We start from the raw sequence: 19,842 nt of genomic DNA, 5'->3' as shown, positions 1-19,842 counted from the left end.
TGGCTTGCCGGCGGCGATCATGATGCGCCCTTGGCGTCAGAGGCCAGTCGACCGGCCCGCGCAGCTCGGGTAACAATGACCGTCCTTGGCGAAAGGGGTCCAATGCGGCAAGTGCCCATCGTGATGCAGCCGTTTGGCGGCATGGCGAACAAGATGTTCCAGTACATGTTTTGCCATGTGCTGGCGAAGCGTATCCCCGGTGGCTATGTCTGCGACGCCGACCTGCCGGAATGGTCCATTGCCAAGGTGCGGCCGCCTTTGTTGTGGAAATACCGGCTGCTTCGGGTCGACGGCTATCACCGCTACGACCTCGACGGGATCATAGCCGCGCTCCGCGACAGGCGGGCGCGGAGCATCCGCTTCAAGGGCTTCGCGCAGCGGCTGGGTTATTATGACCGGGACGAGGTCTCCGGGCTGTTCGACGGGCGTGCCGTCGCCGCGCCGACCCATGGCGACGATTTTCTCGTCATCCATGTGCGGGCCGGCGACATCCTCGACGGCTTCCACCGCAACTATTGCCCGATGCCATTCGGCTTCTTCGAGACGCTCATCAAGGATAGCGGCCGCAAGCCGGTCTTCGTCGGCCAGACCCATGACGACAACGATTATTGCCGGCGCCTGCGTCAGCGTTTTCCCGATGCTGTCTTCGCGCCGAAGGCGTCGCCATTGACGGATTTCGAGACGCTGCGCCGGGCGAGCCATCTCGTCACGGGGGTGAGCAGCTTCTCCTGGCTGGCCGGTTGGTTGTCTTCGGCGCGGACGATCCATCTGCCGGTGGCCGGCATATTCGACCCGCGCATCAGGCCGGATATCGACTTGCTGCCGCTTGACGACCCCCGCTATCGGTTCCACCAGTTCGACATGGGCGACTGGACGGGCTCTTCGGAGCAGCTTGCAGCATTTTATGGCGACGCGATCCCGTTCCGGCAGGTCGAGCCTCAAGCAGCAGCCGGTGGCGCGGGGAAAGCGTTGCGATGAGAATTCCGTTTTCCGTCAACAGGCCGGTGATCTGCGCGATCATGAAGCTGGAGCAGCCCTATGTGATCGAGTGGGTCGCCTGGCACAAGCTGCATGGCTTCGACCTGATGATCGCCGACAACTGCAGCGCCGGACCGCAGACGGCGGTGCTCCAGGCGTTGCGCGATGCCGGCTGGATCCGGCTGGTCGACTGGCGACACGACACGGTGCTGCCGCAGCGGCGGGCCTATTCCTATCTTTACTGGCAGGCATTGCTCCACGGCTATCGCTATCTGGGCTTCATGGACGCCGACGAGTTCCTCGAGCCGCTCGACGCGCCGCCCTGGAGCGGAGCCGAACTGGTCCGCTCGCTTTTGAGCCGCCCGGGCGTGCGCAGCGTCGCCTTTCGCTGGGTGAATTTCGGCAGCGACGGCAAAGAGGCCTATGACGACGAACTGGTGACGGTGCGGTTTCAAAGGCGCGGCACGCATGACGCCCCGACCGCGCGCTGGAAGAAGTCGTTTGCCCGCGTGTCCTCGGTGCTGCGCAAGGCGCTGCGGGATCCCGGGCAGTTCATGCCGCACCCGCACGGTTTCCGCATCTCGCTGCGCAGGACGCTGGTCGACGGCATGACGCTCGACAAGCACCCGGCGGCCATGCCGATGGAATGGAAGATCGGCTGGATCCGCCACTATGCCGTGAAATCGAGGCAGGAACTGGCCGACAAGCATGCCCGCGGCGGCGGCTTCACGCCGTCGAGCGAGGCGCCGTCGCTGGACGAGTACCGGGTATCGAGAGATCAGAACGATATTCTCGATCCGCTCGACGATGCGACGGTGGGCGCCTTGCGGGCAAAGGTTTCGGAAATCGTCAGGTCGCTCGACCCGGCGGTCATGCCCCAGACGCGGCCGCTTTTCACGCAGCGGGGTTGAGGATCAGCGGCGCGGTAGCCATGCCGTGAAACGACATCGAGGCGCGGCGCTCGGCATTTGCGGCATCGAGCCGCCATCCGGGCGCACGGGTGAACAGGGCTTCTATCATCGCCGCGATCTCGATACGGGCGACATGCTGCCCGAGGCAGACATGCAGGCCGGTGCCGAAGGTCATCGACATGGTTGGCGGGCGCGTGAGGTCCAGCCGGTCGCCATCGGCGAAGACGGCATCGTCGCGATTGCCGCTGCCGAGCACCGGCACGACCGCTTCGCCAGCCGCAATCCTGACGTCGCCGAGGTCGATGTCCTGCGCCGCGATGCGGGCGACGGCGTATTGCACCGAGGCGCCATAGCGCAGCAGTTCGGCCGCCGCGCTGCTCCAGTCGACAGCGCCGCGCTCGAGCAGCGCGCGCTGTTCGGGAAAGCGATCCAGCGCAACAATTGCGTTGCCGAGAGCGTCGACGACAGTCTCCTGTCCGGCAAACAGCATGAAGACGATGTTGGCCACCATGTCCCCGCGCGACCAGCGGCCTTGCGCAACCTCCCGCACCATGCCGGCAACCATTCCGTCCGGCCGGTAGGCCTGTCGAGCCAGCCGCTCCTCGACAAAAGCCTGGCATTCGCGATAGGCCTCGGCGCTTGCTGCCGGCGGCTGCGCTCTTCGCAGGTCGAATGCGCTGGCCATGCGGCGGGTCACCGATTTCAACGCCCAAGGGTCCTCGATCTCGATGCCGAGGATTTCCTGCAGCAGCCAGAAGGACACCGGCACGGCGAGCCCGGCGACGGCGTCGACGCGGCCATCCGCCAGCGCACGCTCGACCAGCTCGTGGCTCAGCGCGCGAAGACCTTGCGTCAGCGCTTCGATGGCCGGCCGTGAGAAAAAGCCAGCGACCGGCCGGCGCAAGGCGCCATGCTGAGGCGGATCGGCAAGCAGCACCGAGCGGCTGAGCAGAGCCATGGGCGCATGGTCGACGAGCTTGCGGCGGACCTCTTCATATGTACCCGGCGGCGCCTGAACAAGAGCGGGATGCTTCAGCGCGCCCGACACCAGCTCATGGCTGAACACATAATGCGCGTCGGCCAGCTCGGGATAGGGCGCGACGCCGCGCGCAATGCCGCCGGCGGCGCGCATGCGGGCGAAATGCGGAAACGGGTCGTCGCCGAGCGCGAACGGATCGAAATGCGGAGCTGTCATGACGGCTCGAATCTCATGCCTTGAGATTCTTGGCTGAAATGACCCTGAAGCCGCCTGACGTGGCGTCCTGCGGGAAGAAGTCCGGCATGACGTAGAGGAACTCGCATCCGTAGACGCGGTAGTGCATGCGCAGCAGCGGATCGCGGATGATCTCTTCCAGCGGCGGTCTTGTGCCGGTCTGGTTCCAGCGGTCGATGGTGGCGCGGAACCGCGCATCGGCCTTGACATGATCATACTCGTCGCCCGAGGAGCCGGCATAGGACGAGCAGCGGCCATCGCCGATCAGCCAGCTGGCGCCCAGGCGGCGGCCGTGGCTCTCCATCTCCTTCAAGAGCCGCACCGCCGTGTTGGTGCCGCGATGGCTCGGCCGGACGCAGAGATTGTAGGCGTAAAGCGCGTAAACCGGCTCGCTGCGCGGCAGCGATGCATAGGCATCGAAATTCCTGGGGAAATCGGCGCGCACCAGCGGATCCTGGCTGGTCTCGGCAAAGCAGATGGTGCCGGCAAGCAGATCGCCATCGATCGCGCCGAACATGGTGTGTCCGAGTGCCAGCCGGTGGCGGATGGTCGTTTCGCTCGCCTGCAGCGGGGCTGCCCAGGCGGCAGCCTCAAGCTCCATCAGCAACGGCATGTCTTCCAGCTCTAACCGGCGGATGGGTATCGCAACATCGTCTAAATTCATGTGTCGGCTGCCTCGACTTCTAACGCGTTGATGGCGCATGGCAGTTTCTTGCCAATGCGGTTTGCAGCTTCACGGAAACGTCAACCTGTTCTATCTCCTGTTTGACGCATGCCGGATCGAGAACCATTTCACGGCTTTCACAAGCCTGTCTAATCATCATGGTTCCCCTTTGCAATTACATACGGACAACGGAAACGCATGATATTTTACGTCGCGCATCGGGAGCACGCCTACACGCAGGCGGTGGTGCTTCTGTATCACCGGACTGACCTGGAGGCGTGGTTCCGGCTGGTGCGCTACGAGGATGCCGGGCTGCTGCGCGGCGTTCGCGCCGGGGTGGTCATCTGGTCCGACATGGACCGGCTGACATCGGACGAATTGAGCCGCGCGGCCGGCATCAGCGCCGAACTGGCTGACAACACCGGCCTGACGCAGCTCAATCACCCGACCGCCAGCCTGCAGCGCTTCGACCTGCTGCGCCTGCTTCACGCCGACGGCAGCAACGCTTTTCGTGTGTTCAGGCCGGACGAGTTGGAAGAGCCGATACGCTATCCCGTTTTCATCCGCGACGAGACGGGCGCACTCTACAGGGAGCCGCCGCTGCTGCACGACCGGCCGGCGCTGGACGCCGCGATCGCCCGGCTGGACGGTAGCGATCTAGTGCGGCCGATGGTGGTGGAGATGATCGGCACCCCCGGAATGGACGGTTATTTCAGGAAGTACGCGGCGTTTCGGGTCGGCGATACGATCTACGGCCAGCATTGCGCCATGTCGAAATCGTGGTTCGTCAAGAATTCGCCCGAGCAATTGCTGCCGGCGCATATCGAAGAAATCAGGACCTATATCGATACGAATCCTGACGCCAATGCGGTCATGCGGGTCTTCGAAAAAGCCCATATGCAGTATGGACGCATCGACTACACATTCGTCGACGGCAGGCTGGTGGTGTTCGAGATCAACAGCAACCCCACCGTGCTCAGCGACCCGCCGACGCCGTTCGCCAGCTATGACCCCAAGCCCTTTGCCGATCTTCAGGCCGACGCGCTGCTCGCGCTGCCGCAGGCTACCGAGGCGGACTCGCTGGCTGCAATCGACACCGCCCACCAGTCGGCGCTGGCCAAGTTGCGGCGCCATTACCAGATGAGGCGGCTGAAGTTAATGCTGCGAAAAGTGCTCAGGAAGAGAAAATAGGCGCCGCCTCCTCCGCAACCCGAAAGTACACCACGTCACGTTTCGTCGGATCTTGTCACAGCCTGCCTGGAACCAAATCACGGGCTAGATTGTTCAAGTTGGTTACGAATTCGACGCCGCCTGCCGGCTGGGCAAGCGGCGCACTTGAGGAGCTCCCACCATGACCATCTCGTCCAGCTTTCGTTCGCTTGCGGTTGCGGCCATCACAACTGTGTCCGTCAGCGCTGCCAGCGCCGCGCATGCCGATAGCGGCACGATCCGCTTTGCCGTCTACAAGGCGGCCTTCTTCGTCGGCGGTTCCGGCGGCGAGGGGACGCTGACCTTCCACGGCCGCTCCTATCCCATCACGATCGGCGGCGTTTCGGGCGGCTTCGCCTTCGGGGTTTCCAAGACCTATTTCCGGGGCACCGTGCGCCATATCCGCAGGGTGCGGGATGCGACCGGCGTTTATGGCGCGGCCGGCGGTGGCGGCGCGCTCGGCAAGGGGGCGCAGGTGATCGTCATGACCAACGACAAGGGCGCCCAGCTCGAGCTTACCGGCCGGCAGGTGGGCCTGCAGGTGAATGCGGATCTGAGCGGGATGGCGATTTCGTTGAAGTAAGGGGCGTTGCGTCTGGGTGGGCAAGGTCGCCCAGGATGGTGGCAATCAGTAGGTCGGTCCCCCACTCCGTCTCGGCTTCGCCGAGCCACCTCTACCCCCACTTTCGTGGGGGAGAGGAAACGCTAATTTTGGAAGTCGCGGCTTCAAAGGCTTAGGTTCTGCCTCAAGAAAAACTTGGATTTCCTTCCTATGAAAGCTTGGCATTTCCTCTCCCCCACGGACGTGGGGGTAGAGGTGGCTCGGCGAAGCCGAGACGGAGTGGGGGCTGGCGCTGCCGTAGGCGATAGCCTTGCGCTTCTGACGGGTAAGCCTGGCTTGCAGCGCCGGACCGGCGGCACTACTGCCGCCAGCCCCCTACCGCTCCTCCACAATCCGCAAATACGCCGCCGTCACGAACAGCACGATCAGCCCGAACAAGATCCGCCGTGCCCCCTCCGGCATCTGCAGGATGGTCAGCAGTGTTGTCAGCACGGTCAGGATCAGGGCGCCGATGATGGTGCCGGTGTAGCCGCCGCGGCCGCCGAAGATGGAGGTGCCGCCGATGACGGCGGCGGCGACCGAGGGCAGCACCAGCGGTTCGGCGAGCGACAGCGACGGCGCCTTGATCAAGCCGATATAGAGCAGGCCGGTGATGCCGGCGAGCACGCTGGAGGTGACGTAGAGCGCGGTGATGACCTGCCAGTATTGCACGCCCGACAGGCGGGTCGCGCGCTCATTGTCGCCGACGGCGTAGAGCAGGCGGCCGAAGCCGGTGCGGGCGAGCGTGAAGACGATGAGGGCGGCGAGCGGCACGAACAAAAGCAGCGCGTTGGGGAAGCCCCATGTCACGCCGGTGCCGAGCCAAGCCAGGAAGTCGGGGATTTTTGCGCCCGACGCGATCACCGTGCGCTGGTAGACCTGCAGGCAGCCGGTGCCGATCAGGCTGGTGCCCAGCGTCATGATCAGCGGGTGGACGCGGAAGACGCCGACGCCGATGCCATTGACGAGGCCGATCAGCACCGCCGGCATCATCGCCAGGAGGAACGCCACCGCCGGATCCTGGTTGACCACTTGCGTGGCCATGATGAAGGCGCTCATCGTCGCCACCGTGCCGACCGACAGGTCGATGCCGCCGGTCAGCATGGTTATGGTCTGGCATCCCGAGAGGATCGCCAGCGGGATGGCGAATTTGATGGTGTTGGCGATCCAGCGCTCGTTGACGATGCCGGGGCGCAGGACCTGCAGGATTATAACCAGGATGGCGAGCAGGACGATCAGCGGGATGAGCGGGCGATCGGCCATGAAGCGCTTTATGCGGCGGCCGAAGGGGACCGGGGTGATGGCGGTGGTGCTCATGGGGCGGCTCTTGGTGTTGTGTGCTGCGAGGATGGCGCTCTACGGCGCCCCCCTCTGGCCTGCCGGCCATCTCCCCCACTTGTGGGGAGATTGGCAGCTCCAGCGCCTCGCTCCTTTTTGCAACGTTGAAGGCTGGCGAAAGCGGCGATGACAGCTGATCTCCCCCCTCGTGGGGGAGATGTCCGGCAGGACAGAGGGGGGCGCGAAGGAACGCCGACGTCTCTCTGCGACAGCACACCCATCATTGCCGCCCCCGCATGGTGATAAACGCCCCGAACATCACCACCGCCACCATGATCAGCCCTTCAATAATCGCGGTGACATTCGGGTCGATGGCGAGCAGCGTCAGGTCGGTGCGCACCAGCCTCAACACGAAGACGGCGACGATGGGGCCGAGCAGGCCGCCCTTGCCGCCGCCGAGCGCTACGCCGCCCAGCACCACGGCGGCGACGCTGGCGAGCAGATAGGGGCCGGGGATGGGGGCGCCGATGCCGGTGCTCATGGTCAGCGCCAGGCCGCCAAAGGCGGCGAACAGGCCCGACAGCGCATAGGCGATGATGCGAGTGCGCTTGACCGGCACGCCGGAGCGGAACGCCGCCAGTTCGCTAGAGCCGATGGCGTAGATGGAGAGGCCGAGGCGCGAGCGCCGCAGCGGTATCCAGATGACGCAGAGGCACACGATCAGCACCAGCAGCGCCTTGGGCAGCCAGGCATCTACGGCGTCGGGCAGGCCGGGGATCGGTACCGTGCCGGAGATCAGCGCCTTCAGCCATTCGGCGATGCCACCGCCGGGCGCATCGAGCACCAGCAGGGCGGCGCCCTGCAGCACGAACAGCATGGCCAGCGTGACGACAATGTCGGGCACGCGGGTGACGACGATGAGCAGGCCGTTGAGCGCGCCAAGGCCAAACCCCATGGCCAGCACGAAGGGCACCACGAACAGCGCGTATTCCTCGCTCGCGCCATTCATCATCGACGCCGCGGTGACGCTGGTCAGCGCCATCATGGCGGCGACCGACAGGTCGATGCCGCCGGCGATGACGACCACCGTCTGCGCGGCGACTGCGAAGGCATAGGGCAGAACGGCGCGGGCGAGCGAGCCGAAATCATTGCTGCCATAGGCCGGCTGGATGATCCTGGTGGCGATGAACAGGACGATGAGCAGGGCGAACAGGCCGACAACCCAGCCCTGGCGGCGCAGGAAATGGCTCATGGCGTCGCCTCCGGCGAAGCCGAAGTGTTCGCGGTCGGATCAGCCAATATGCCGATATCGGCCTTGGCGCCGCGCGGCAGGCCGTAGGCGGCGCGCATCAGCGCCGGCTCGTCGGCCTCCTCGACCGGAAAAATGTCGACCAGGCGGCCGCCGAAGATGACGATGACGCGGTCGCAGACGCGCTGCACCTCCTCCAGCTCCGAGGTGTAGAACAGCACCGACTTGCCGTTGCCGGCGAGTTCGCGCAGCAGCTTGTAGATCTCCTGCTTGGTGCCGACATCGATGCCGCGCGTCGGGTCGAAGCACAGGATGGTGCGGGCATCCGCCGCGATCCAGCGGGCGATGGTCACCTTCTGCTGATTGCCCCCGGACAGGCGCTGCACCTCGCCTTGCGCGCGGGTGTCGATCTGCAGCCGCTCGATGGCGCTGAGCACGGTCGTGCGTTCGCGGCGCCTGTTGATCGGGCCCCAGTTGCGCAGCGCGGCACTGAAAGGCAGCGCGATGTTTTCGCGCACCGAGCGCTGCATGGCGAGCGCTTCCGAGCGGTCGCCCGGCACATAGGCAATGCCGGCGCGGATGGCGTCGATCGGATGCGAGAATTTCACCGGCTGGCCATCGACTTCGATCGTGCCGCCGGAGGGCCGGATCGAGCCGGCAAGGGCGGCGAACAACTCGTCCTGGCCCTGGCCTTCGAGCGCCACGACGCCGGCCACCTCGCCGTCGGCGAGATCGAAGGAGACATCGCTGAGCTTGGCGCCGACGCGCAGGTTTCGCACCGAAATGCGCGGCCGGGTGGTCGCGGGCGCGGCCTTCTCGGCGGCGCTGCGGGCGGCGACATGAGTTTTCACGATACGGGTGCCGAGCATCAGCTCGACGATCTTTTCCTCGACGCCCGGCACGATGTCGACGACGCCGACGGTCTCGCCGTCGCGCAGCACGGTGGCGCGGTCGCATAGTGCGGAGATTTCGACGAAGCGGTGCGAGATGAAGATCACGGCGCGGCCTGAATCGCCCTGGCGGCGCACCACTTCCAGCACCTTTTCGGCGAGGTTGGCGGGCAGGGCCGCCGTCATCTCGTCAAGCAGCAGCACGTCGGGCCCGACGGCGAGCGCCCGCGCCAGGTCGAGCACGCGCAGCACGGCCAGCGGAATGTCGCGCGCGGTGTCGCGCAGATCGAGGTCAAGAATGCCGAGCTCGCGCACCCAGGCGCGGAACGGCTCGACCGGCGTGCCGGTGAGCCTGAGATTGGAGAGAACGTCGAGATCGGGGATTAGCGACGGCTCCTGGTAGACCGGCAGCAGCCCGGCGCGGCGCGCGGCGGCGGGCGAGCGAATGTCGCGCGCTTCGTCGCGGATCAGGATGCGGCCGGCATTGGCGGGAATGGCGCCGGTCAGGATCTTTACCAGCGTCGACTTGCCGGCGCCATTGGCGCCCATAAGCGCGTGGACTTCGCCGGGCCGGACGGAGAGCGACGCGTTGCGCAAGGCCGCGACCGCGCCGTAGTTCTTGGCGACGCCGGTGGCGTCGAGGAGGGGGCTGGTGGTCAAATCGATGTCCGCATCAGAAATTCTCTTGCTGGCACTCTACGGCGCCCCCCTCTGTCCTGCCGGACATCTCCCCCACTTGGGGGGAGATTGGCAGTTCCGGCGCCGTCCCTCGTCTTGCGACGTAGAAAATTAGCGAAAGCCGAGATGACAGCCAATCTCCCCACCCGTGGGGGAGATGTCCGGCAGGACAGAGGGGGGCGCCGTAGAGCGCTAGTCTGTGTGGCGAGGACGGCCGTTCGCCGTCCTCGCCAGTTCATTCAAACCAGGCTTACTCCCCCGGCCCCTTGCAGGCCACGATCTGCTCCTTCGTGTAGGTCGTCCACTCCGGGATCGAGATCGAGACCGGCCATTCCGGGCTGAGGGACGGGTCGGCGGCTGCCTTCAGCTTGGCCTTGCCTTCGTCGGTGGCGTTGTCCCACAGCTGCGGGTCGACCAGCACGGTCTGCTGCGCCGGCTTCTTGCCGTCGAGGATCTGCAGCGCGAGCGTCACGCCCGCGCCGCCGATCGAGCCGGGGTTGGTGACGGCTGCACCGACGAGACCTTTCACCGAGCTCAGCTGGCCGACGAAGCCGGCATTGTCGGCGCCGACCACCGGCACCAGCGGCGCCTGCGATTCGACCAGCGCGTCGACGATGACGTTGTCGATGCCGGAGGTCCACACACCGTTGAACGGCGTGCCGGTGGCCAGGAACGACAGCATCTGCTGCTTGGCCTGATCCTGCTGCCAGCCGGTGAAGACTTCCTGAGCCACCTTCACGCCGGGGTTTTCAGCCAGCGCCTTCTTGAAGCCTTTGTCGCGATCCGAGTCCGCCGAGGCACCCGCTGCGCCGCGCATGTAGAACACCTCGCCCTTGCCGCCCATCTGGCCGAACAGCCATTTGGCGCCGAGATAGGCATACTGTTCCTGGTTGTTGGAGATGATGTAGGCCGACGGTTCGGTCACCGCCTGGTCGACGGCAACGACGACGATGCCGGCCTTGGTGGCTTCTTCCAGGCCCGCCTTGATGCCGGCGGGATCAGCGGGGTTGACGACGATGGCGTCGACCTTGGCGCTGATCAGATTGCGAATGTCTTCGAGCTGGCCGGCGGCATCGGTGTTGCGGTGGGCGATGTTGAGCTTCGTCACTTCGCCCGAAGCCAGCGCCTGCGCCTTCATGGCGCAGACCATTTCCTCGCGCCAGCCATTGCCCTGCACGGTGTTGGAAATGCCGATCGTATATTTGGCTTCGGCCGACGACACGCCCATCGATGCCAGCAAGGCAGCGCCCGCAAGCAACGGGACCATGGTCAGTATTTTCTTCATGTCAGTACTCCTCCACATTGTTGTTTTTCGTCTCAGGGCCAGACCCTTCGGCAGGATCGGACCAAGTCATTCACCTCGTCATTTGACGAAGGGGCGCAGCACGTCGCGGGCGAGCAGGAAGCCCCGCTTCACCGCATCGTCGTTGCCTTCAAACCGCCTGTCCTCATGTTCGATGATGACCGAGCCGTCATAGCCGGCGCGGTAGAGGCCGGAGAAGAAGCCTCTCCAGTCGACATCGCCCAATCCCGGCATGCGCGGCACCTGCCAGCCTATCCCGGCGGAAAGAATCCCGCGCTCATACAAACCATCATGATCGATCATCAAATCCTTGGCGTGGACATGCAGCATGTAGGGGCCGAACTCCCGGATGAAGCGGCCCTGGTCGATCATCTGCCAGACCAGATGCGAGGGGTCGAAATTCATGCCGACCTCGCCGCCCCAGGCCTCGAGGATGCGCCGCCAGATGTAGGGCGAATAGGCGATGTTGTGCCCGCCCGGCCATTCGTCATAACTGAAGATCATCGGGCAGTTCTCGAAGGTGAGTTTTACCCCGTGATCGCGCGCATAGGCGACGGTCTCGGGCCAGACTTTCAGCGCGTCCTGCCAGTTGACGTCGACGGTCTTCGAGGCATCGCCACCGCAGAAGGTGTTGACCACCGGCACGCCCATATTGGCGGCCAGCACGATGACCTTCTTCAGATGGCCGATGACGGCCTCGCGATGGGCGGGGTCCGGATGCAGTGGGTTGGGATAGTAGCCGAGGCCGGAGACCGTCAGCTTCTTCTCCGTCAGCGAAGCGACGATCTCCTTGGCCTGCGCGGGCGAGGTGGAAGCGGCATCGATATGGCTGGTGCCGGCATAGCGTCGCGTCGCGCCGGATGTCTTCGGCCAGCAGGCGATTTCCAGCGCCTCGAAGCCGGCCGAGTGCGCCCAGTCGGCGACCTCGCCAAGCGGCGTCTCCGCAAACGGTGCTGTAAGCACTCCAAGTTTCATTCTGCCTCCCTAGACCGACGACTATAATGCCGATTGTTTGGATCGCTTCAACCTCGCGACCTCATCTTGTTCGAGACTGTGCCGGACAGCCGCCATCGGATCGTCCGACAGCAGGTCGCCCAGCGCCGATATCACGGCCGCGCGGAACGTATCGTCGGCGGCAAGGCCGGGGCCGAATATCCCGTCGATGGCAAGGATGGCGGACACCAGCGCGCTGGCATCGTGACCGGTCGCGTCGGCGATTGCGGCGACCTTGCCGGCATAGGGGTCCGACACCGGCCAGCGTCTGCCGAAACGTCCCGAGGCCTGGATCAGATAGGCCATCCAGCCGGCGACCGGCACCGACAGCAGCCCGATGCTTTGGCCCTGGCTCAGCCGGTCGCGGATCGGGTTGAGCAGGCGCTGGACGATCTTCTGCGAACCGTCGGTCGCGACCTGGTGGTTGCGGTGGCGGATCGCGGTGTTCTTCAGCCGGGCAAGGCTCTGCTCGACATAGGCGAGCGGCAGGACGCCGGATACCGGCATCAGCGTCGGCACAGTCTCCTCGACCAGCATGCGCCTGATGAAGTCCGACAGCAGCGGGTTGGCTATGGCATCCGATGTGTGCTCGAGCCCGGCCAGCACGCCGAGCGTAGCCAGTGTCGTCTGGGCGCCGTTCAGCACCCGCATCTTGAGATGCTCGAACGGCGTGACGTCGTCGACGAAGGTGGCGCCGACCAGATCCCAGCGCGGCATGCGGCCGGCGAATTTTTCCTCGATCACCCACTGCCGGAACGGCTCACCGACAGCGACGGCGGCATCGTGGTAGCCGAACCATTGTTCGACACTATCGAGGTCATCCTGCGTCACCGCCGGCGCAATGCGGTCGACCATGGCCGAGGGGAATGCGACGTTGGCCGCGATCCAATCGGCCAGCCCATTGCCGCGCGGTTCGGCAAAGCTGCGCACGACGTTGCCGAGGATGACGCCATTGGCCGGAATGTTGTCGCAGGACAGCAGCGTCAGCGGCCGCCCATGCGTGGCCCGGCGCTGCTCCAGCGCCCGCACCAACAGGCCGGGCACGCTGCGCGGCGTCTCGGGGTTGGCGAGGTCATGGACGATATCAGGGTGGCCGAGGTCGAGTTCGCCGCTGGACGGGATGTGGCAATAGCCTTTTTCGGTCACCGTCATCGTCACTAGCTCGATATCGGGTGAGATCAGCACGCCGAGCGCCGGTGCCGCACTCTCCTGGCTGTCGACCACCCGGACGATGCTGCCGATGACGCGCGCCTCGATGTGGCTGTTCTCGCGGATCAGCCTTGTGTAGAGCCCGCCCTGCCGTCCCAGCGTGTCGGCAAGGCTGGGCGGACGGATGTTGATGCCGACGATGCCCCAGCGGTCGAAGCGCAGCGAGATGAGATCGTCGGTGTATTCGGCCTGATGGCAGCGATGGAAAGCGCCGACGCCGAGATGCGCCATGCCGGGCGCCAGGAGCATACGGTCATAGGACGGTGTCTGGACCGAGGCCGGCAAGCGGTCGAGCAGCGCCGGCCCAAGCGTTTCGGTGGAGGCGCTCACCGGTTCGCCCCGATCACCGCCTGCTCCTGGTCGATGACCGCGCCGGTCATCGGGCCGGCGGCGTCGGACAGCAGGAAGACGGCGAGGCTGGCGATGTCGTCCGGCGTCAGCAACCGGCCGAAAGGCTGCGCGGCATTGGCCTTCTCAAGCCAGCCAGGGCCGTTGCCCAAAGTCTCCGCCTGCATGATGCGTTCGGCCGGCGTGTCCGTCCAACCGACATTGATGCCGTTGACGCGGATGCGGTCGAAACGGTGGGCGTTGGCGGCGTTCCTGGTCAGCGTCGCCAGCGCGCCCTTGGTGGCGGAATAGACGGCAAGCTCCGGCGAGCCGCAATGGGCATTGATCGACAGGATGTTGAGAATGGCGCCACCTTGGCCGCGCTGCTTCATGTCGGCAATCGCCGCCTGCATCAGGAAGAACGGCGCGCGCGCATTGACGGCAAACAGCGCCGCCCAATCGTCGAGGCTGGCGTCGAGGAAAGAGGCGCGATCGGTCAGGCCGGCGGCGTTGACCAGCGCATCGATGCGGCCGAAGCGCTCGATGCAGGCCTGCGCCAGAAGGGTGGGGGCGTCAGCATCGGCAAGGTCGGCGGCGACGAAGATGGTCGGCGTGCCCAATTGCGAAAGCTCGGCCGCCACGGCCTCGCCACGCGCCCTCTCGCGCCCGGTGACCAGCAGCCCGGCGGCACCGGAACGCGCCAGCGTCTCGGCAATGGCGCGGCCAATGCCTTGCGTCGACCCGGTGACCAGAGCCACCTTGCCGTCAAGCCGGATCTCCATTCCTCCTCCCGGGAATAAAGTTTCTATTTTTTTAAATATGGAACGGCAATTCTGGATAGTCAATTGTGCCAGCGGCGGCTCATTCGCCGCGCCGCGCCGCCACCCCATGGACCAGCGCCATGCCGACAGCGAGTGACGCCGCCAGCGAGCGGAAGCCGGCAAAGTCGGATTCCACCACTTCCAGCCAAGCGTCCGAGAGCCGAACCAGCGGGCTGAAAGTGCTGTCGGTGACGGTGACGATGCGGGCCTTGCGCTCATGCGCCACCGCGACGAGATCGGGCGTGATCGAATTGTAGGGGCTGAAGGAGACCGCAAGCACGGCGTCCCGTGCGCCGATGCAGCCGATCTGGTCGAGTGCGGAGGAGCCGACATTGTCGACCAGCACGTTGCGCACGCCTTGCTGCGACAGTGTCAGCGACAGATAGGCGGTGACCGGAAAGGCGCGCTTGGAGCCGATGACATAGATCAGCTCGGCGGCCGCCAGCAGCGTTACCATCTTGTCGAAACTCGCGACGTCGAAGCCGGCTTCGATGCGGCCAAGCGAGGCCTGCGATGCCCCGACCATGCCGTGCAGGAAATGCAGATTGGGCTCCGTCTCGGTGCGCGGCTCGCCGCGCCCTTCCGGCCACGATCCCTTGATGTGCTCCTTGAACAGGCCCTGGAAATCGGAAAAGCCGGAATAGCCGAAGATCTGCGCAAAGCGTACCAGCGTCGAGGGCTGCACGCCGGCCTGTGCCGCCACCTGCGCGATGGTGCCGAGCGCGACATCGCTCGGATGCTGCCACAGGAAGATCGCCACCTGGCGCAGCCGCTTGGGGAAATGCACCGTGCCCGACGACAGCACGGCGCGCAGCTCCTCGTAGGTCTGCGGCTGGATGTAGCCGAGCGCCGCCAGAGAGCGCCCGCGCTTGCGCGTCGCCGCCTCGTCGGTGCTCGATCGCCCGGATGCCTTGCTTGCCCCACTCATGATTTCAGGCTAGCGCGGTACGATCGTTTTACAATATGAAAATTGGAAATCGCGTTCGAAAGGGGTGCGGTTTCCCAACGTCGTCATCCTAGGGCGAAGCAGGAGCGAAGCTCCGTCGCGGAGACCCTAGGATCCATGCCGTGACGATGGTCGAGGAATGCAGCGGACGAGAAGGTTCTGCACCGTAGCATCGCTCTGATGTCACGGCATGGATCCTGGGGTCTGCGCTGCGTCGCTGCGCTCCTTGCTACGCCCCAGGATGACGAAGCCACAGGTGGAGGAGTTTGAAATGGTCTACGCAACATCGGACGGATCGGCGGGCAAGCGGCTCAGGGTCGGCATGGTCGGCGGCGGGCGCAATGCCTTTATCGGCGCCGTGCATCGGCTCGCCATGCGCCTGGACGACCAGATCGTACTGGTCGCCGGCGCGCTGTCGTCGGACCCGGAGAACGCCGCCGCCTCGGCCGCCGAGATCGGCATCGCGCCCGAGCGCAGCTACGCCGACTATCGCGAGATGGCGCAGGCCGAAGCCGCGCGGCCGGATGGTATCGAGGCGGTTGTCATCGTCACGCCCAACCATCTGCACGCGCCGATTGCCACGGCCTTTCTCGAGGCCGGCATCGACGTGATCTGCGACAAGCCGCTGTCGACGACGCTGGCCGACGCTGAGGCGCTGGTGGCGCTGGCGAAGGCGAAGAAGCGCCGCTTTGTCGTCACCCTCAACAACACCGGCTACGCCATGGTCCGCCAGGCGCGCGAGATGGTGGCGGCGGGTGCGCTTGGGCGGATCGTTTCCGTGCACGGCGCCTACATCCAGGACTGGCTGACCAAACCGATCGACGCCGACGGCCAGAAGCAGGCGGAGTGGCGCACCGATCCGGCGCGCGCCGGGCAGTCGGCGGTGCTGGCCGATATCGGCGTGCACGCCTTCAACCTGGCGAGCTATATCTCCGGCTGCGAGGCCGAGGCGGTGTCGGCGGATCTGTTCACCGCCGTGCCGGGACGTCGGCTCGACGACAATGCACATGTGCTGCTGCGCTGGACCGGCGGCGCGCGCGGCACGATCCTGGCCAGCCAGACCTCGCCCGGCCACTACAATGATCTCTCGGTGCGCATCTATGGCGACAAAGCCGGGCTCGAATGGTCGGGCGGCCGGCCGGAAGAACTGCGCTTCTCCATCTACGGCGAGGAGACCCGCACGCTGGTGCGCGGCGGCCATGGCTCGACCACTGAGAGCCAGCGCGTGTCGCGCATGCCGGCGGCGCATCCGGAGGGATATATCGAGGCCTTCGCCAATTTCTACCGCGACGCCGCCGACATCATTCGCGCGCACCGTTCGGGCGGGTCGGTTGATCCGGCGCGCGCGGCACAGGTGCCCGATGTCGTCGATGGCGCGCGCGGGGTGAAGTTTGTGGCGGCGGCGGTGGAGTCGAATGCTGCGGGTGGGGCTTGGACGGCGGCACGGTTCGGGTGAGGCGAGCTATCCCTTGATGGCCGAGCCGACGATGGAATCGACGAAGAAGCGCTGCAGGAAGGCGAACAGGATGAGCGGCGGCAGCACGGCCAGCGTCGCGCCGGCCATCACCAGGCCGGTGTTGACCGCGCCCCTGTTGTAGCTCAGCAACCGGCTCAGGCTGATGACGATCGGATAGGCGTCGGCATTGCCCTGCAGCACGGTCAGCGGCCACAGATAGCTGTTCCAGTGATAGACGAAGGCGAAGAGGGCCAGAGCCGCGATTGCGGGGGCGACGCTCGGCGCGACGATCTTGTAGAGGATCAAGAACTCCGAGGCGCCGTCCATGCGCGCGGCGTCGATGAGCTCGTCGGGCACGCCGGAGATGAACTGGCGCATCAGGAAGATGCCGAAAGCATTGGCGAGATTGGGCACGATGATGCCGGCGAGGCTGGCGTTGAGGCCGATCGAGCCGACCAGGCGATAGAGCGGGATCAGCGTCACGATCGGCGGCAGGAACATGGTGGCGATCAGCACAGAAAACAGCAGCGACTTGGCGGGGAAGTGGTATTTGGCGAAGGCGTAGCCGGCCATCATGCTGGTCAGCAGAATGCCGGCGGTGGTGATCGAGGCGATGACCAGAGAATTCCACATCGAGCGGCCGACATTGACCACGCCCGACACCTTCTCATAGGCGTCAAAGCTCGGCGTAAGGGGGATCCACACCGGCGGCACCTGCATGCTCTCGGCCGGCGTCTTGAGGCTCGACAGCACCATCCATACCAGCGGGAAGGCCGAGGCGACGGCGACCAGCAGCATCAGCGTCGCCAGCAGCGCCTTGCGGCCGGACAGGCGTCTGCGCGACAGCCGGCTCGACGATTCCGCACTCATTCGTCGTTCTTCCGGTTGGCGAAGGCAAACAGCGCGCAGACGACGACGATCAGCGAAAGCATCAGCATCACCGCCATGGCCGAACCCAGTCCACCCTGCGCACGCTCGATGCCGACGCGGCGGATGTGGTAGGTCAGCACATTGGTCGAGCCGACCGGCCCGCCCTGCGTGATCAGGGCAACCGGCTCGAACACCTGCACGGCGTTAATGATGGCGATGACGGCGCTGAACAACAGCGTGCGCCGCATCAGCGGCAGCGTGATGAAGCGGAACTGCTCGAAGCGGCTGGCGCCATCGAGCTTCGCCGCCTCGTAGAGGCTGCCTTGGATCTGCGTCAGCCCGGCGATCGCCAAAACGGTGAAGTAACCGACCTGTTGCCAGACATTGAGGAAGATGATCGAGATCAGCGCCGAGCGCGGCGACGACAGGAAGGGCTGTGGTCCCATGCCGATCAGGCCGAGCATCTGGTTGAGCGGCCCTTCGCTCGGCGAATAAAGCTTCGACCAGACCAGCGCCACCGCGATCATCGGCACCATGTAGGTGGCAAACAGCACCGTGCGCAGCGCCGTGCCGCCGGCGACATCGCGCTGGTAGACCATCAGGCCGAAGGCCACCGACAGAGGCAGGATGAGGACGACGGAGAGCGCGGTGTAGACGGCTGTGTTCGTGAGCGCGGCCTTGAAGTCGCGGCCGATCGAGGTGGCCCCGAAAATCTCGTGGAAATTGTCGAGGCCGATGAAGCTGGCGCTGGAAAACGGCGTCTGCGTCGACCAGTCCTGGAACGACAGCCAGACGGTGAGCAGCATCGGCAACAGGACGAAGATGCCGATCAGCGTCACGGCGGGCGCCAGCATGATGCCCGCCGAGGCACGGTACCTCTGAATCATTATTTGGCGGCGCGCTCCAGGATCGAAATGGCGTCGGCCTGCGCCGTCGCCTGCGCATCCTTGGCCGAGACCTGGCCATACTGCAACGCCTCGAGCGTCTGCTGCAGCGATTCCGAGAATTCCTGGCCGCCCGGCACCACCGGGAACGGCTTGGCGTCGGTGAGCACGCTGACATAGCCGGAGAGGAATTCCGAGCCGAGCTTGTCCTTGTGCGCCTCGATGTCGGAGAGGCGTGAGGGCAGGATGCCCATCGACATGAGGATATCCGACATCGCGGAAGCGCCGTTCTTTCCGGACTTTGGATTGTTCAGCCAGGCGAGGAAGTCCCATGCCGCCTTCTGCTCGGCCGCACCTGCATTGGCGTTGACCACGGTCATCCAGGAGTAGGAGATCGAATGCGGCTTGTCGCCGCTCGGGCCGACGGGAAGCGGCGCCGTTGCAATGTCGGCGAACTTGTCGCCCATGCCGGCCTTCAGTGCGCTCTCCCACCAATTGGCCATGATGATCATGCCGGTCTTGCCGGAGACGAAATTGTCGAGGAAGGGGCCGGTGGTGTTGGCGTCTGCGGTCGCCATCGCCGGCACGCTGGCGCCCGACTTGATCAGGTCCTCATAGAGCTGGAAGGTCTCGGTCGCCTGCGGGCTGTCTAGCACCGGCTTGCCGTCCTTGACCAGGTCGCCGCCATTGGAGACCAGTAGCGAGGCGAAGGGATGAACGACACCGGCGGCCCATGAATTGATCATGCCGAAGCCTTGCTGTCCCGCATCCTTGTTGGTCAGCTTCTTGGCCGCATCCTTGAATTCGTCCCAGGTCTTGGGTGGCGCCGCGATGCCGGCCTGCTTGAACAGCGCCTTGTTGTAGTTCAGCGCATAGACGTCGATCTCGTTGGGGATACCATAGAGCGTGCCGCCGACCGAGGCGGCGCTCGTGATGCCCGCCGGCCAGGCGGCCTTGACCTCGCTGGCCACCGCATCGGGAGCGGGCGCGACCAGCTTGTCGCGCGCCAGTTCCGGCAACCAGAGATCGTAGATGCCGCCGATCGTCGGGCCGTCCGCGCCGCCGCCTTGCGAGCGCAGCGTGGTCAGGAGGTCGCCGAAGGGGACGGCGCGCACGGTGACGCTGACATCCGGATTGGTCTTGGCATAATCCTTGGCCGCCGCTTCCAGCAACGCGACCGTCTCCGGCGACCAGTGGGTGAGATAGGAGATGTTGACCGATTGCGCCCAGCCGGTGGTGGGCAGGATGGCGAGGCCTGCGGCCAGTGCCAGTTTCGACGTCCAGGCAAACGACATTCCTCATCCTCCTATCGGTTCACAATGACGTTATGACAAGTTAGCGCGGCGACGCAAGGGCTTGCTG

General features: G+C 65.3%; 18 protein-coding genes. 5 read left to right on the top strand and 13 right to left on the bottom strand.

Going from position 1 to position 19,842, the window contains the following annotated elements:
* Positions 1 to 102 precede the first annotated feature (102 nt).
* Together AC3EMP_RS31325 and AC3EMP_RS31320 are read left to right on the top strand one after the other, a co-directional pair.
* Entirely contained in the window at positions 103 to 978 is an 876-nt protein-coding gene (locus AC3EMP_RS31325) for an alpha-1,2-fucosyltransferase (RefSeq protein ID WP_023710845.1), read from the top strand.
* Positions 975 to 1,889, top strand: coding sequence for a glycosyltransferase family protein (locus AC3EMP_RS31320; RefSeq protein WP_023710846.1), 915 nt, complete (start codon positions 975 to 977; stop codon positions 1,887 to 1,889). Before AC3EMP_RS31325 ends, AC3EMP_RS31320 begins: the two co-directional genes overlap by 4 nt.
* On the opposite strand, the gene AC3EMP_RS31315 is transcribed toward AC3EMP_RS31320, so the two are convergent.
* Together AC3EMP_RS31315 and AC3EMP_RS31310 are read right to left on the bottom strand one after the other, a co-directional pair.
* Positions 1,873 to 3,084, bottom strand: coding sequence for a cytochrome P450 (locus AC3EMP_RS31315; protein ID WP_352711676.1), 1,212 nt, complete (start codon positions 3,082 to 3,084; stop codon positions 1,873 to 1,875). The two genes, AC3EMP_RS31320 and AC3EMP_RS31315, sit on opposite strands and share 17 nt — an antisense overlap.
* Positions 3,085 to 3,097: 13 nt before the next feature.
* On the bottom strand, positions 3,098 to 3,766 hold the full coding sequence (locus AC3EMP_RS31310) for a hypothetical protein (protein WP_031199642.1): 669 nt from the start codon (positions 3,764 to 3,766) through the stop codon (positions 3,098 to 3,100).
* Between the two features lie 198 nt (positions 3,767 to 3,964).
* Between AC3EMP_RS31310 and AC3EMP_RS31305 the strand changes: the two genes are divergently transcribed.
* The gene (locus AC3EMP_RS31305) at positions 3,965 to 4,957 is read left to right on the top strand and encodes a hypothetical protein (RefSeq protein ID WP_023710848.1); all 993 of its coding nucleotides are present in this window, start codon (positions 3,965 to 3,967) and stop codon (positions 4,955 to 4,957) included.
* 160 nt (positions 4,958 to 5,117) lie between these two features.
* On the top strand, positions 5,118 to 5,558 hold the full coding sequence (locus tag AC3EMP_RS31300) for a lipid-binding SYLF domain-containing protein (RefSeq protein ID WP_023686526.1): 441 nt from the start codon (positions 5,118 to 5,120) through the stop codon (positions 5,556 to 5,558).
* Between the two features lie 354 nt (positions 5,559 to 5,912).
* On the opposite strand, the gene AC3EMP_RS31295 is transcribed toward AC3EMP_RS31300, so the two are convergent.
* The 8 genes from AC3EMP_RS31295 to AC3EMP_RS31260 all read right to left on the bottom strand — a co-directional run bounded on the left by AC3EMP_RS31295 (position 5,913) and on the right by AC3EMP_RS31260 (position 15,252).
* Positions 5,913 to 6,893, bottom strand: coding sequence for an ABC transporter permease (locus tag AC3EMP_RS31295; RefSeq protein ID WP_023704177.1), 981 nt, complete (start codon positions 6,891 to 6,893; stop codon positions 5,913 to 5,915).
* A 241-nt stretch (positions 6,894 to 7,134) separates the two neighbouring features.
* Positions 7,135 to 8,106, bottom strand: coding sequence for an ABC transporter permease (locus tag AC3EMP_RS31290; protein WP_023710849.1), 972 nt, complete (start codon positions 8,104 to 8,106; stop codon positions 7,135 to 7,137).
* Positions 8,103 to 9,653 (bottom strand): sugar ABC transporter ATP-binding protein, encoded by a 1,551-nt coding sequence (locus AC3EMP_RS31285; RefSeq protein ID WP_023704175.1) that lies wholly within the window; start codon positions 9,651 to 9,653, stop codon positions 8,103 to 8,105. Before AC3EMP_RS31285 ends, AC3EMP_RS31290 begins: the two co-directional genes overlap by 4 nt.
* Positions 9,654 to 9,921: 268 nt before the next feature.
* A complete protein-coding gene (locus AC3EMP_RS31280; protein ID WP_023735086.1) occupies positions 9,922 to 10,956 on the bottom strand; it encodes an ABC transporter substrate-binding protein in 1,035 nt (344 codons plus the stop codon).
* 78 nt (positions 10,957 to 11,034) lie between these two features.
* The gene (locus AC3EMP_RS31275) at positions 11,035 to 11,949 is read right to left on the bottom strand and encodes a sugar phosphate isomerase/epimerase family protein (protein ID WP_023704173.1); all 915 of its coding nucleotides are present in this window, start codon (positions 11,947 to 11,949) and stop codon (positions 11,035 to 11,037) included.
* Positions 11,950 to 11,970: 21 nt separating this feature from the next.
* The gene (locus AC3EMP_RS31270) at positions 11,971 to 13,506 is read right to left on the bottom strand and encodes a mannitol dehydrogenase family protein (protein ID WP_023714098.1); all 1,536 of its coding nucleotides are present in this window, start codon (positions 13,504 to 13,506) and stop codon (positions 11,971 to 11,973) included.
* Positions 13,503 to 14,285 carry an SDR family oxidoreductase gene (locus AC3EMP_RS31265; RefSeq protein WP_023691914.1) on the bottom strand — a complete coding sequence of 261 codons (783 nt, stop codon included), beginning with the start codon at positions 14,283 to 14,285 and terminating at the stop codon, positions 13,503 to 13,505. Before AC3EMP_RS31265 ends, AC3EMP_RS31270 begins: the two co-directional genes overlap by 4 nt.
* 79 nt (positions 14,286 to 14,364) lie before the next feature.
* Positions 14,365 to 15,252 (bottom strand): MurR/RpiR family transcriptional regulator, encoded by an 888-nt coding sequence (locus AC3EMP_RS31260; RefSeq protein WP_023710855.1) that lies wholly within the window; start codon positions 15,250 to 15,252, stop codon positions 14,365 to 14,367.
* Between the two features lie 289 nt (positions 15,253 to 15,541).
* Between AC3EMP_RS31260 and AC3EMP_RS31255 the strand changes: the two genes are divergently transcribed.
* Positions 15,542 to 16,726: a Gfo/Idh/MocA family protein gene (locus AC3EMP_RS31255; RefSeq protein ID WP_352597669.1), complete on the top strand. Its 1,185-nt coding sequence runs from the start codon at positions 15,542 to 15,544 to the stop codon at positions 16,724 to 16,726.
* A 6-nt stretch (positions 16,727 to 16,732) separates the two neighbouring features.
* Here the strand turns inward: AC3EMP_RS31255 and AC3EMP_RS31250 are convergent, their stop codons facing one another.
* Genes AC3EMP_RS31250 through AC3EMP_RS31240 form a run of 3 tightly spaced genes read right to left on the bottom strand, consistent with a single transcriptional unit; the run spans position 16,733 to position 19,775 of the window.
* Complete coding sequence (locus tag AC3EMP_RS31250; protein ID WP_023751381.1) at positions 16,733 to 17,596, bottom strand: carbohydrate ABC transporter permease; 864 nt, start codon at positions 17,594 to 17,596, stop codon at positions 16,733 to 16,735.
* On the bottom strand, positions 17,593 to 18,483 hold the full coding sequence (locus tag AC3EMP_RS31245) for a carbohydrate ABC transporter permease (protein ID WP_023726491.1): 891 nt from the start codon (positions 18,481 to 18,483) through the stop codon (positions 17,593 to 17,595). Before AC3EMP_RS31245 ends, AC3EMP_RS31250 begins: the two co-directional genes overlap by 4 nt.
* Positions 18,483 to 19,775: an ABC transporter substrate-binding protein gene (locus AC3EMP_RS31240; RefSeq protein WP_023726492.1), complete on the bottom strand. Its 1,293-nt coding sequence runs from the start codon at positions 19,773 to 19,775 to the stop codon at positions 18,483 to 18,485. The genes AC3EMP_RS31245 and AC3EMP_RS31240 overlap by 1 nt, the downstream gene beginning before the upstream one ends.
* Between the last annotated feature and the right edge of the window lie 67 nt (positions 19,776 to 19,842).

It is taken from the genome of Mesorhizobium sp. P160219, assembly GCF_057786095.1.
Note: the sequence above shows the minus strand (reverse complement) of the source record. Positions and strands in the feature narration are given on the sequence as shown.

Coding starts and splice junctions, on each gene's coding strand:
- AC3EMP_RS31275 (WP_023704173.1), bottom strand. CDS start 11,949: ATGAAACTTGGAGTGCTTACAGCACCGTTTGCGGAGACGCCGCTTGGC.
- AC3EMP_RS31255 (WP_352597669.1), top strand. CDS start 15,542: ATGGTCTACGCAACATCGGACGGATCGGCGGGCAAGCGGCTCAGGGTC.
- AC3EMP_RS31265 (WP_023691914.1), bottom strand. CDS start 14,285: ATGGAGATCCGGCTTGACGGCAAGGTGGCTCTGGTCACCGGGTCGACG.
- AC3EMP_RS31260 (WP_023710855.1), bottom strand. CDS start 15,252: ATGAGTGGGGCAAGCAAGGCATCCGGGCGATCGAGCACCGACGAGGCG.
- AC3EMP_RS31320 (WP_023710846.1), top strand. CDS start 975: ATGAGAATTCCGTTTTCCGTCAACAGGCCGGTGATCTGCGCGATCATG.
- AC3EMP_RS31280 (WP_023735086.1), bottom strand. CDS start 10,956: ATGAAGAAAATACTGACCATGGTCCCGTTGCTTGCGGGCGCTGCCTTG.
- AC3EMP_RS31245 (WP_023726491.1), bottom strand. CDS start 18,483: ATGATTCAGAGGTACCGTGCCTCGGCGGGCATCATGCTGGCGCCCGCC.
- AC3EMP_RS31325 (WP_023710845.1), top strand. CDS start 103: ATGCGGCAAGTGCCCATCGTGATGCAGCCGTTTGGCGGCATGGCGAAC.
- AC3EMP_RS31300 (WP_023686526.1), top strand. CDS start 5,118: ATGACCATCTCGTCCAGCTTTCGTTCGCTTGCGGTTGCGGCCATCACA.
- AC3EMP_RS31310 (WP_031199642.1), bottom strand. CDS start 3,766: ATGAATTTAGACGATGTTGCGATACCCATCCGCCGGTTAGAGCTGGAA.
- AC3EMP_RS31290 (WP_023710849.1), bottom strand. CDS start 8,106: ATGAGCCATTTCCTGCGCCGCCAGGGCTGGGTTGTCGGCCTGTTCGCC.
- AC3EMP_RS31250 (WP_023751381.1), bottom strand. CDS start 17,596: ATGAGTGCGGAATCGTCGAGCCGGCTGTCGCGCAGACGCCTGTCCGGC.
- AC3EMP_RS31305 (WP_023710848.1), top strand. CDS start 3,965: ATGATATTTTACGTCGCGCATCGGGAGCACGCCTACACGCAGGCGGTG.
- AC3EMP_RS31240 (WP_023726492.1), bottom strand. CDS start 19,775: ATGTCGTTTGCCTGGACGTCGAAACTGGCACTGGCCGCAGGCCTCGCC.
- AC3EMP_RS31315 (WP_352711676.1), bottom strand. CDS start 3,084: ATGACAGCTCCGCATTTCGATCCGTTCGCGCTCGGCGACGACCCGTTT.
- AC3EMP_RS31295 (WP_023704177.1), bottom strand. CDS start 6,893: ATGAGCACCACCGCCATCACCCCGGTCCCCTTCGGCCGCCGCATAAAG.